This window comes from Thermolongibacillus altinsuensis (genome assembly GCF_004341205.1).
In the GTDB taxonomy this organism is placed as follows: domain Bacteria; phylum Bacillota; class Bacilli; order Bacillales; family Anoxybacillaceae; genus Thermolongibacillus; species Thermolongibacillus altinsuensis.
In genome coordinates, this window is record NZ_SLUL01000006.1 from 51,367 (window position 1) to 64,147 (window position 12,781).

Here is a 12,781-nt window from a genome sequence, read left to right on the forward strand (position 1 = left end):
TTTTTGTATATTCATACATTATATGGAATAAAAAAGACGATGGCTACATCCCCATCGTCTTTTGATCATATTATCATGTTTAAAAAACATTACACTTTTATGAAGTTAAATCATTGGATAAGGGTGTTTTGCGGTGATTGCGAATTGCCAACCACACGGAAGCAGCCCAACCGAATAAGACAGTGGCATATACGGGTGTATACCAATCTTCAAAAATTCCCCAAGAATGCAGCAATGTTCGCACATTTGTTAAAATGATGAGCCCACCAACAAGGACGCCAAGTAAATGGGACGGCATGATTTTCACAAGCCATGCGGCGATCGGAGCGGCGATGAGTCCCCCTAGCATAAGCGTTCCGACCCAAAACCAATTAACCTCTTCCCATCCTAGTGAAATGAAGAATCCCAGTGTTGCTGAGACTGCTATTGCAAACTCAGCGGTATCTACGGTTCCTATCACTTTTCGTGCTTCTATTCCTTTATTGGCAAGAAGAACTGGTGTAGCAATAGGGCCCCATCCTCCTCCACCCGTAGCATCAAAGAAGCCTGCTAGTAAACCTAATGGAATGAATTGTTTGCTTGATATTTTTTTATGATTTATCTGTTTTTGTCTTGAATGAAGAAAGAGAAAGCGGTACATGATGTAAAATCCGAGTGTTAATAGAAAAAGGGAAACATATGGCTTAATGAGATCGCCAGGAAGGTTGCTTAAAAAGCAAGCGCCGACAAACGCCCCGATAGAACCTGGGAGAATGAGTTTTATCACCATATCACGGTCCACATTTCCGAATTTTAAATGTGATGCACCAGAAGCAGCAGTTGTCACGACTTCCGCTAAATGAACAGAGGCCGAAGCGACCGCTGGGGCAATCCCAAATGTGAGAAGCAATGTCGTCGACGTCACCCCATAAGCCATTCCAAGTGCCCCATCAATCAGTTGAGCAATAAATCCAATCATCACAAAAATAATGAGTTTTTTCATGTTTCCATCTCCTCCAAGCATTATTAGTGGTGACAAAACAGAAAAGGCACTAAGTCGTCACATAGAACGCCTTAGTGCCTTCAGTTTGTCTGATCAGCCTTTTGTTTTCAGAATTTTTGATATTTTGTTTATTTCATGATAAAACCAATTAATCATATTTGTCAAGTTGGTTTTAAAAATTATAAACAAAAAGGAAATGGAAGTTCGATGTTTAAAATTCTATTCACTTTTATGTCGATCGCAATAAACGTGAATGGCTTCGCGTAAAAAGGCGGCCAATCCTTTTTTAAATTGATCGATATTTTTGGTAAATCGTTCATCGTTGACATATAAATCACCAAGCCCGCGGAAAATGTCAAGGGTGCACTCGTAAAAATAGTCGGTGATGAGTTGTCTCCATTCTGCAACCGCTTCTTGAACTTGTGCATCTTCAGGACCATATTCCATTCGGGCGATGATTCGATTGTAAATCTCCTCTGTTTTCGTTTTGATTGTAGCCCAATCTTCTTTCGTATACGTTGATGTTCGTTGTTCTACTTTCTCCACCATTTCTTTACCGTATTTTTCCCTCGCTTCTTGGGCATATTTTTTTTGATGCTCCTCAATTTCTCTCATATCGAACCCTTTAAACATCTCTTTCTTTTCCATTTGAATTCCTCCTTCAATTGATTGAATTGTTTTTTCTACCGTCTTAATCATTTCTTCGAGGCGCTCTTTCTTTTTGATCAGCATTTCTCTATGAGCTTGTAGCGCTTTTTTTCTGTCAAAGTGAGGATGGTCGAGAATATGCTTAATTTCTTGAAGGCGAAAACCCATTTCTTTGAAAAACAAAATTTGCTGCAAGCGCTCTAGATTTTGCTCTGAATAAAGGCGGTAGCCAGACGGTGTGATGGTGTCTGGGACAAGAAGCCCGATTTGGTCATAATGATGCAAGGTGCGTACACTGATTCCCGCCATATCTGCTACTTCTTTCACTTTATAATGCATTGTTTTTCACCTCCAACTTGAGCTTACGCTATAACGTAACGTTAGAGTCAATCAAAAAATAAAAAGTGTTTGGGGAAGACCAAACACCGAGGTTACGACAATAAGTTGTTTTCCATTGCAAGGCGGCTTTTTAATAAAATACACCTAATAAAAACATACCGAAAAACGCAAAACAATGAAAGCCCTACCTCTCTTCCATCCTTGCAGTTCCGAGACTGCGCCAGTGTGAATTCGTTTTTCGGCATAAAAAAAGGCGATACCGCCAAAAGCGGTATCACCTTACTTTTTGACTGTTTTTTTATGCTTTTTGTACGTTTGCTGCTTGCGGTCCGCGATTGCCATTAATAATTTCAAATGTTACTTTTTGGCCTTCTTCTAACGTTTTAAATCCTTCGCCTTGGATCGCTGTGAAATGGACAAATACATCGTTGCCGTTATCCGCTTCAATAAATCCAAATCCTTTTTCTGCATTAAACCATTTTACTTTTCCTGTGTTCATGTCAATTCCTCCAAACAAATATTGACCATCGTTCCATTACTCATAAAATAAAAAAGTCGCGCTTACGAAAGAAAGGCCTTATAAGAGGGCCTTTTCTTCCGATCAGGCACGACTTACAATGATCCTTGATATAACGAACTGAATGGTACTTAGTTAGTATAAATGGTAAAACTTAAAAAGTCAATATTTACTTTTAATTTTTCCATTTAATGCTGCAGCCGATACTTGGCTTTTGTTTTTCCGGTACAGGTTCATTATTGAGTAGTGCGTCAAGAGCAGCACGAATGGATTCCCCAGTAACAGGAATTCCATTATTCGGTCTTGAGTCGTCAAGTTGTCCGCGATAGACGCACTTTAATTCACCGTCAAAGACATAGAAATCCGGCGTGCAAGCCGCTTGATACGCTCTTGCTACCTCTTGTGTTTCATCGAACAAATAAGGAAATGGATATCCGAGTTCTTCGGCTACTTTCTTCATATTTTCTGGTGAATCTTCAGGATATTTTTCGACATCATTTGAGTTAATGGCGATAAAGGTAATTCCTTTTGGTTGATAATCATTTGCTAAGCGAACAAGCTCATGCTGAACGTGCTTGACAAACGGGCAATGGTTGCAAATAAACATAATGACGGTGGCAATATCGGATTTGGCATCTTCTAAGCGAACAGTCTTTCCATCGATCACATTAACGAGTTCAAATGAAGGAGCTTTTTCTCCGAGCGGAAACATATTTGATTCTACAGCTGGCATTTTTCAACACCCTTTCCTGCATTAATAGTTCCACGTTTTATTATAGCAAAACAGTTGATTTTAAGAAAAATGTGCGATTTGCGTAGTACAAGTTATTACTCGGACACATATATATGCAGTACAAATGAAGATTATGGATAAATGAAAGGAGTTCATTCATTAAAAGGAAGTGTTACAAAATGACAGATTCGAAAATAGTGATCACGATCGTTTCCTTTGTGCTAATGATGATGTTCATTTTTTGGAGGCCAAGAGGATTAAATGAAACGGTTTCCGCTACCTTAGGAGCTTTCATGATCGTTATAAGCGGAGTCGTTCACTTTTCTGATTTAATCGCTATAAGTTCTAAAGTAAGCGGTGCTGCTTTAACGATTATTTCCACACTTATTATGGCGTTAGTTCTTGAAAGTATCGGGTTCTTTCATTGGGTAGCGACCATTCTTGTCACTAAGACAAGAGGTTCGGGAATTAGACTTTTTTGGTACACAAATTTACTTTGTTTCTTAATGACCCTTTTTTTTAATAATGACGGAAGTATTCTGATTACGACGCCAATTTTATTAATACTATTAAACCGTTTCCGATTAAAGAAACACCAAAAATCACCTTATTTAATTAGCGGTGCGATCATAGCAACGGCTTCAAGCGCTCCGATAGGTGTTAGCAATATGGTTAACTTAATTTCTTTGAAAATAATTGATATGGATTTATATGTACAGACAGCAATGATGTTTATCCCTTCAATGATTGGACTGCTTTTTTTACTCGGACTGCTCTTTCTAGTATTTTATAAAGATATTCCGAAGAAGTTGCCTTCTCTTTCCATCCCGATCAATTTCCATAATAAGTTGGATCATCCTTTAAAAAATCCTCAAGATGATTACATGAAAATATCACAAAAGAAAATAATATGGGTGCTTGTGTTTGTTTTAGCTGTGAGGGTTAGTTTATTTTTTACTTCTTATATAGGTATTCCTTTAGAAGTAACGGCCATAATCAGCTCAATCATTTTACTTGGATGGAGATGGTACTATTTAAAGATTAAGCCGTATGATCTACTCATGAAAGCTCCTTGGCATATACTACTGTTTGCTTTTAGTATGTATGTTGTCGTTTACGGTTTAAATCGCATTGGTCTAATCCATTACTTAATAAAAATCTTGAACCACTACATTGGAGATGACTTTCTTTATTTAAGTTTTGCTATGGGAGGGACTCTATCCATTTTATCAAACGTATTTAATAATCATCCTGCGCTAATGATTGGAACATTGACGCTTACTGAAATGAATTTACCTTCTCCTATGTTAGAAATCGCGTACCTTGCTAGTATTATCGGCAGTGACATAGGTTCATTGCTTTTACCGATTGGAACTTTAGCTACTTTATTATGGATGCATCTTTTGAAAGAATATAACAATAAAATTGCTTGGTCCACATATGTAAAAATAACATTTATTGTCATTCCACCAACAGTCATTTTCACATTAATTATGCTGTATCACTGGATTTCAATTGTTTTTTTGAAAAGTTAAATAAAAATCCCTCCGATTGTAGACAATTGTTCAGTCAATATTCGATAAGCATAATTTTCCGACATGAATAAGCTTTCCTGCCGCTTCTCGATCGAAAACAGAATCAGTATGCGAGAGGAAGTCTAGGAGGCAAGAACTTTTCTTGCCTCTTAGGGCAGTAAAGCCGTCTTCTATCCAAGATGAGATAATGTCGTCGGAAAAAATATTAAGTAGGTTAGATAGGAGGGATCATTTTATTTTTTAACTAGATTGAGGGAGATGGACAGTTTTTAAATGTGTGATTTTCCAATAAATAGATTCCCCATTGGCTGTTACGAGTTCGACGATATTGTTTTGTACTTGTTTCAATAATCCAATTTTCATTGGGTGATCGCCTAAATCAAAAATAACTAATCTTCCTTCTGTTTTCTTTAATTGCTCTTCTAAAGTTCTCTGTAATGAAAGATTAGTGGGCTTAACAGGTAATAATTCGTTTCCTAATGTATATGGTGTAATATTTGTTTGATATGGTGTTAACCATTTCAAATGATTTAAGGAAACGAACATAGTTTTGTACACTGGAGAATAAAAAACGAAATAATCATTCAAAACATTAACGACGTATCCATGTATAGACTTATTCCCAATCACATAAATTTCGGTAAAATGCCCTTTTGCATTCATTAATGTTTTGCGATAGGAAATGGCAGAGTCTTCATTGCTCAATGGTACCTCTGGAACCGTATTCGATAACTCAGTAATGGGATCTACATCAAATTTAATATAGTGAATGTGCAGATAAGGAATATATAAATATTCTTTACCGTTGTATACTACAACAATGTCTATACCGTAATCAACAAGTATTCCCTGTATAATGCTTTTTCCTGAAATCTCTAATTTGACTGGTTTCCCCAGAAGAAATTTTAATTTGTCCATAATTTCCCTCCTTCTTAAAAGGATGCAAGAGAACGTCGTTGTGTATCTTTTTATTTGCTTATCTTTTATCTTCTGTTTTTCGAACTTATCATCCTATTTTTCTTTATCCTCCTTTTTCTTTTCATCTTTCTTCTCGCCTTTCTTCTCGCCTTTCATTTCGCCTTTCTTCTCGCCTTTCTTTTCATCTTTCTTTTCATCTTTCTTTTCGCTTTTCACTTCGCCTTTGTTCTCTCCATTCTTCATTTTCCCATTTTGTTGTGTATCTTCCATTTGGCTAGTTTCGTTAGATTGTTTTTCACTTTGTTTAAAGACCCCTTTAGGACCACAGCTAATACTTTTAATATGATTTGGATTTAGTCTTATTACTTCATCACTATTTACTAATGTATAGTAATCTCCAGCTCCTGGAACGAGAATTCCTTCGATTGCTTCAGGACCGCCGCGATTGATAGAAACCCACGTATTAGTTAACTCGTTAAATAAATAACGAAAATTTTGTGCATGAACGTAACTTACTATTTCATCTACTTCTGTAATTTTTTCCGCTTCATGTAGTTCATTTTCTTTGTTTGCTACATCTCCTTCTACTTCACTTCCTTCTACTTCATTGCTTATTTGCACGCCAATACTTTTGATATGATGAATATTATAAAATACAACCCCATCATCTTCTGTTAATAAAACGATATAATCATCTGTAATATCTACGATTTTTCCTTGCTTTGCTTCAGGACCGCCTTGGTTCACTTTTATATAACTGTTAACGAGTTCTTCTAATAATCCATGAAAGTGAAGCGATTGAACAACATTTCCTTGTATTTCATTTCCAGAAGATTTTCGTCGCTGAATTGAGTTTATTTTTGCGTTTTCACTAATACTTTGGACATGATACAAACAATAATAAATAACAGAAACTTCTTGTTGATTTTCTACGAGAAGGGTAAGGTAGTCTGATTGCACATCGATTAGTCTTCCAGTTTTTGATTCAGGTCCTCCTCGATAAACGGTAACGTTTTTCCCGATTAAAGGTGCTAAAAATTCATGGTAATTACTTGTGTTTAATTCATTATTTGACATACATAACTTCCTCCTTGTAGTTGTCCATAGGGGGTATTTATACTGTATATATACGCGCCCTATATGAATAATGTATGTAACAATTGCCTAAAAATTTAAAAAAATGAGCCGTGAAAAATAAGCTGACTCTATTGAGCCAGCTTATTTTTTCACTAATTGTCCTCGAGTCACACCAAGTTGGTTAATGGCTTTTAGTGTACGCCAAACACTTGTACCGCTTCTTTTTCCTTCAAGTGCTTCACGGTACAAAGTGATCACTTCTTCAACTTTATTCGCATTTTCCTCCAAAAACTCAATTCGATAAGAGCGGACCCCAAGCTCTAAAAAGTTTGGCAAGTATTCTGCTCCCGATTGTTCAATTGCATTGTAAACGGTATTTCGACATCCGATATCCACACGGACAGGATGAAGCATGCCGATGCGGTCGCGTAGAGATACACGATGTTTTTCGCAAGGACGACCGCAGTTTGTAAAATCGGTTCCTTCGCTTAAAAATGTACAGTATACACAATGTTCTGTATGGAACATTGGCAAATGCTGATGAATGACGATTTCGATCTTTTCTGTCGGTACGGCTTCTAATAAGTCAATCATTTGTTGAATATTCAAGTCGTACGACGGCGTAATACGATCAAGACCGCGAGAAAGGAAAAGTTCAACCGCAAGATGATTCGCAATATTTAATGAAAAATCGCCAATTAATGTTTGATCAATCGCTTGGCTTGTGTAATATTGAACCGCTCCTAGACTGCGAACAAGAATCGCATCTGGTTCTGCCTTGAGAATTCCTTTTAAAATTCCATTTTCTCCAGGCATATGAATGCGCGGAGTTGCTAAGGCAATCGGTTTTCCAGCTTGCCGAGCGGCTTGAACAGCCTTTGGATAGTCCGTTGTAAATTCAAAGTCAGCATAAATAAAGTCTACATCCGTATGGCAAGCAGCCTCAATTTGTTCCATTGTGCGGCAAAGAGCGATCAGATTCGGATTAATTGCCTTTTGTTTTGGTTGTTTGTTTATGGTTACTTCGACTTTTCTTTTTTCATAACGGCGAGGGCATTGCCGCAGCTCGATCAATTGTGCAACAGCTTCTCTTCTCATTCGATTTAACTCTTTTACAGGAAGGATTAAATCACCTGTAAATGTAGCTGACAACTCCCGTAATTCAAAAATGGTTCCGCCAAGTCGGCCAAATTGTTCTTTTACATAATCGGATGTTAATGGGCGTTTATACGCTTGCTGAAGCAATTCTTGCGATTGAACCGTTACAGAATGTCCGGTTGTTTCATCATGCCAAGTAGAAACGAGCGGTTTTCCAAGTTCGCCAGAAACATGAACGGTAAGCGGGAACAACTTATACGGCTGTTCGGTTTCAAATGTTTTTCGTAAACGGCGATCTAATTCTTGGTCGCTTGTTTTCCAAATGCGATCGCCGACGTGAACGCGCGTTAAATTAACATCATGTCGGCCAGGAACAATTTCAACGAGACCGCTTGATACTTCTCCTTCAATTTTCTTTCCATTTTTGCGTAAATCGTAGACCCGTCCACCTTCTTCTTTTTCTTCTGGCCGTCCTGCATCAAACACAATACCGTCGCCACGTTTGAGCGGTGCTTGTAACTCACATAATACAGCATCTTTCAGTACTTTCTTTACCGTACCGAGGAAAACACCACGGCTTTTCGGGAACGTTCCATCGACGAGTTGTTTATTATTGGTTCCTTTTAAAAATCCGTGTGTAAATCCGCGGCTAAAACTTTGTTGGAGTTCACGAATTTCTTCTTCTGACGGCTTGTAATCACGGCCGGCAAAATATTCATCAATGGCTTTTCGGTATTTGCTGACAACGTTTGCTACATATTCTGGTGATTTCAAACGACCTTCGATTTTAAACGTAGACACACCCGCTTCGATTAATTCAGGTACGAGATCAATAGCGGCTAAGTCCTTTGGAGATAGTAAGTAAGCAACGTTTCCCATTTCTTTTTTCTTGCCATCAACGATCAGATCATACGGAAGGCGGCACGCTTGAGCACATTCCCCACGGTTTGCGGAACGTCCTCCCCACATTTCCGACGTTAAGCATTGACCGGAGTAGGAAACACAAAGAGCACCGTGAACAAATACTTCTAACGGTACGTTGGTTTTTTCAGCAATCTTTTTGATGTGAGTTAAGTTATTTTCTCTTCCTAATACGACGACTTCTAAATTATAAGGTTCTAAAAACTCAACCGCTTCTGGAGAAGTGATCGTCATTTGCGTTGAACCGTGAATTGGAAAATCAGGAGAAATTTCTCGAATCAATTTGACAAGTCCCATGTCTTGTACAATTAATGCGTCGACTCCTGCATCGATACAGGCTTCTACGAGTCGTTTGGCTTCTTCTAATTCATCTTCAAATACTAAAATATTAAACGTGACATACCCACGAACGTTGTATTTATGCAAATAAGCCATAACATCCGCTAATTCTTCCACGCGGAAGTTTTTCGCCCGAACACGAGCGTTATATTTATCAACTCCAAAATACACCGCATCAGCACCGTTCGCAACGGCGGCACGGAGAGATTCCCAATCTCCTGCTGGAGCTAATAGTTCAACTGGCTTCACGATCTTCAACCTCTCTCTTCATAAGATGTACTATATATCATAAGATGTACGACAATATATTACTTGATATTTTGACTTTTTGCCACCGAAGAAAAAAGACCCCATTTGGGATCTTTTAACGAAAATGTTCAAGAATAAATGGTGGAATTTGATCATTGCGAAATGCTTGAATGTCGATGGAGCCATTTTCATAGAAAAAGGCGACAATGTAATCTGCATTCTCTTCCCAAGATGAAGCGCGCAAGCATTGTTCAATCTGTTCTTTATCTGTAATTTTCCATCCGCTTCCTTCTTGCACAATCATCTCTTTTTGCCATTCGTAAACAGGTTTCTTTTCTTTATTTTCGATCACCAGCGTATAACGAACATCGTTAGCGGTCATGCGCGCTTTATCTAATAAGTGATTTTCTTTTAACCATTCATCGAGACGATCGTATGATTTTTTCCATGGGATGTTCATTCGCTTATTGTCGGCCCATAAAACTTCGATATCTCCCCACTGATAACCGCGAGCATCAATTAAACTTTCAAATGTTTCATTTTCAAGCTCTTGTTGAACAGTTGTAAGAAATGAATCGATTTGCTTTCGGTCTCGCAACTGAATCATTTTTCCTGACGAAGAAATGGAAACTTGTAGTATATCATCGAAACGATGGACTCGCAAAAGTGGATAGTAGTTTTGCTTATATTCTTTCGATTCAACAATCGCAGCGTAAAAATTTTTATATGGTTCGACTGGAACAGTATAAGAACGCACGATTCGTTTTCCATTTTTTAAATCATAACCGATGACGACATTGCGTAAGTCTCGATCATCATTTTGAAATGAAACCTTTGGCCGATCTTTGATAAGCTGTTGATGGAATAGATAAATATTTTCAATGTTCTCTTTTTGATAGAAAAATGGGCTAATGCCTTCCTCGTTGTTTTCAAAATAATAAATCGAATCACCAAAATATGCCCGTTCAATGTCAGCTAAAGATGGAATCCGCTTTTCATATCCGGTGATATCTGCTTTTAGAAGAAGACCAATGGCAATGATGACAAGAGAGTAACCAACATAACCTTTCCAACGGGCAAATACGCGCCATGTTTTTTCTAAAATCATTTCGGCAATGAAATAACCGATTAACGAAGCAAAGATGTAACCAAAAATCGTCCAACGAATATCGCCTTGCATTTCACCGAAATATAAGCCGCCAACGAGCATAACACAAAACGTAAATCCGTATTTAAATACTGGTTGAAGAGAACGAAAAGCGATTGCATCCGTTGCCGTTTCAATATGACGTTTTTTGTACAACCATATCGACACCCCGTAAAACACAACAATCAATACGATGTATATACTAATTTCAAGCGGTTGAAAAGGCCGAGAAATGAGTTGAGTAACTCGAATAAATGGAACGAGGTTTTCGAGTTTTTGAGATAAGTAATAATCATAGGCAAAACCGTACAAAAAGTATTTTAAATTTAATGTAAACAAAACGATCATGCCAGCGGGAAACAAAAATAAAATATAGGCGAAAATTCCTTGTAAAACCGACATTCCTGTGAACATGCCGACAAAAACGGTTCCGAAATAGAAAAACAAGTCGATGATGATTGTCCATAACGTCCATTCAATGATTTGTTTCATTGAAAATAAATCGATTGAAAAAGCAGGTTGTAATAAAGCAATGATGATGGCAATCGCAACAACAGGGACGATGATGATCGATGCGCCAACGAAAACATGTTGATGAAAAAGGGATTCGCGTTTAAGCGGCAAGCTATGAATATAATCGGCAGAAAGTTTCACTTGCATATAACGAAATAAAAATACCGCCAGTAATATGGGGATGATAAACATAAGCAAAAATTGAATACCACTTGAGACAGCAAATAAATGTTTAGAGTGATAATAAGAAAACCAATTTTCATCGATGTACATCATTAAAATGTGAATCGGCAGTGCAAATAGTAGTCCGAGAAAGTAGATGATGGCAATCCAGCCGACATTGCGGATGCTTTGGATAAAGATTCCACGATTAAAGAATGATATTTTCGATAGCATACCCTTTATCCCCCATTTCATAAATGAAAATTTCTTCTAACGTCAATGGCAGAAGATCAAACAAAATCGGATTGTGCGCTTGAATATGTTTAGTAATCTTTTCTTCTTTTCCACGGACAATACATAATAGCACACTTCCACGTTGTTCTTTATAAAGAATATCCATATTCTGTAAGAATAGATCAGGAATGGGACCTTTGAACGCAACTTGAATCTTATGAATATCTGTTTTTAAATCGTCTAGTTCTTTTTCAAGAATCAATGTCCCTTGATGTAAAATGCCGATGCGGTCACAAAGATCTTCGACTTCGCGTAAATTGTGCGAAGAAATTAAGACCGTCATTTCTCTTTCGGCAACATCTTGGAATAATAGATTTTTCACTTTTTGTCGCATGACGGCATCGAGTCCATCGAGCGGTTCATCTAAAATGAGCACATCGGGAAGGGCTGATAACGTGAGCCAAAAAGCGACTTGTCTTTGCATTCCTTTGGACATCCGTTGAATTTTTTTGTTTACATCAATCGGGAACAGTTCTTTTAATTTATGAAACCGTTCGTCGCTCCAAGTCGGATAGATACTTTTGTAAAAATCAGCCATTTGTTGTACAGTTGTATGCGGAAAGAAATATAAAGCATCTGGTAAAAAAAGCGTTCTTTCTTTTCTTTTTACATTTTCAAAAATCGGTTCTCCGTCAATAAAAATCGTTCCGCTATCTTGTCTGTAAATTCCCGCAATCATTTTTAACAATGTTGTTTTCCCAGCACCGTTAGAGCCGAGTAAACCATAAATGGATCCTTTTGGAACGGTAAAGGTAACCCCTTTTACTGCCTCCATGTCACTGAACCGTTTGCTTACGTTTTCAACTTGGATCATTGCTTTCGCCCCCTTTGACCATTTGCTCTGCTTGAGTAAGCATAATTAAAATTTCTTCCTTTTTAATCCCAATGTATAGCGCTTCTTGAAACAGCTTCATCATTTCTTCTTTTATTTTTTCTATTTTCTCCGTGTTCACCGTTTCTTTTTTAGCTGCTACAAAGTTGCCTTTTCCAGGAATGGAATAAATATACCCTTCTCTTTCAAGTTCACGATACGCCTTTTGAATGGTATTTGGATTGATTGTCAATTCTTTTGCTAATAAGCGAACAGACGGTAGCTGCTCGTCTGGTTTAAATACTTCATGAATAATCAATTCTTTTAATTTCTCGACAAGTTGTTCATAAATTGGTTTTCGGCTGCGCAGATCTAGATCAAACATAGTCCCCCTCCTTTCTTTAGCAATAATACCTTGTTTTTCTAAAACATGAAGTTAAAGGTGTGTCGTGTGTGTTAACTGTATTATAATTTATAATACAGTTTTGGTAAAGAAAA

At 37.5% G+C, this 12,781-nt stretch carries 11 protein-coding genes; 1 reads left to right on the forward strand and 10 read right to left on the reverse strand.

The features are described 5' to 3' along the window. Window positions 1–97: 97 nt before the first annotated feature. The 4 genes from EDD69_RS07040 to EDD69_RS07055 all read right to left on the reverse strand — a co-directional run bounded on the left by EDD69_RS07040 (window position 98) and on the right by EDD69_RS07055 (window position 3,219). Window positions 98–982 (reverse strand): sulfite exporter TauE/SafE family protein, encoded by an 885-nt coding sequence (locus tag EDD69_RS07040; protein ID WP_132948254.1) that lies wholly within the window; start codon window positions 980–982, stop codon window positions 98–100. 219 nt (window positions 983–1,201) lie between these two features. Next, complete coding sequence (locus tag EDD69_RS07045; protein WP_132948255.1) at window positions 1,202–1,969, reverse strand: MerR family transcriptional regulator; 768 nt, start codon at window positions 1,967–1,969, stop codon at window positions 1,202–1,204. 298 nt (window positions 1,970–2,267) lie between these two features. Beyond that, window positions 2,268–2,468 carry a cold-shock protein gene (locus EDD69_RS07050; protein WP_132948256.1) on the reverse strand — a complete coding sequence of 67 codons (201 nt, stop codon included), beginning with the start codon at window positions 2,466–2,468 and terminating at the stop codon, window positions 2,268–2,270. Window positions 2,469–2,661: 193 nt separating this feature from the next. Then, window positions 2,662–3,219: a thioredoxin family protein gene (locus EDD69_RS07055; RefSeq protein WP_132948257.1), complete on the reverse strand. Its 558-nt coding sequence runs from the start codon at window positions 3,217–3,219 to the stop codon at window positions 2,662–2,664. 179 nt (window positions 3,220–3,398) lie between these two features. Between EDD69_RS07055 and EDD69_RS07060 the strand changes: the two genes are divergently transcribed. Next, window positions 3,399–4,754 carry an arsenic transporter gene (locus tag EDD69_RS07060; RefSeq protein ID WP_424565340.1) on the forward strand — a complete coding sequence of 452 codons (1,356 nt, stop codon included), beginning with the start codon at window positions 3,399–3,401 and terminating at the stop codon, window positions 4,752–4,754. 240 nt (window positions 4,755–4,994) lie between these two features. Here EDD69_RS07060 and EDD69_RS07065 read toward each other — a convergent pair whose 3' ends face one another. The 6 genes from EDD69_RS07065 to EDD69_RS07090 all read right to left on the reverse strand — a co-directional run bounded on the left by EDD69_RS07065 (window position 4,995) and on the right by EDD69_RS07090 (window position 12,668). Then, on the reverse strand, window positions 4,995–5,672 hold the full coding sequence (locus tag EDD69_RS07065; protein WP_132948258.1) for a DUF2642 domain-containing protein: 678 nt from the start codon (window positions 5,670–5,672) through the stop codon (window positions 4,995–4,997). Window positions 5,673–5,765: 93 nt separating this feature from the next. Further along, entirely contained in the window at window positions 5,766–6,749 is a 984-nt protein-coding gene (locus tag EDD69_RS07070; RefSeq protein ID WP_132948259.1) for a spore coat protein CotH, read from the reverse strand. Window positions 6,750–6,890: 141 nt separating this feature from the next. Then, on the reverse strand, window positions 6,891–9,356 hold the full coding sequence (locus EDD69_RS07075) for a U32 family peptidase (protein WP_132948260.1): 2,466 nt from the start codon (window positions 9,354–9,356) through the stop codon (window positions 6,891–6,893). Between the two features lie 115 nt (window positions 9,357–9,471). Next, window positions 9,472–11,412, reverse strand: a complete 1,941-nt coding sequence (locus tag EDD69_RS07080; RefSeq protein ID WP_243643058.1) for a DUF6449 domain-containing protein — start codon at window positions 11,410–11,412, stop codon at window positions 9,472–9,474. Continuing rightward, window positions 11,387–12,286, reverse strand: a complete 900-nt coding sequence (locus tag EDD69_RS07085; RefSeq protein ID WP_132948262.1) for an ABC transporter ATP-binding protein — start codon at window positions 12,284–12,286, stop codon at window positions 11,387–11,389. The genes EDD69_RS07080 and EDD69_RS07085 overlap by 26 nt, the downstream gene beginning before the upstream one ends. Beyond that, the gene (locus tag EDD69_RS07090) at window positions 12,273–12,668 is read right to left on the reverse strand and encodes a GntR family transcriptional regulator (RefSeq protein ID WP_132948263.1); all 396 of its coding nucleotides are present in this window, start codon (window positions 12,666–12,668) and stop codon (window positions 12,273–12,275) included. Before EDD69_RS07090 ends, EDD69_RS07085 begins: the two co-directional genes overlap by 14 nt. Window positions 12,669–12,781: the final 113 nt, after the last annotated feature.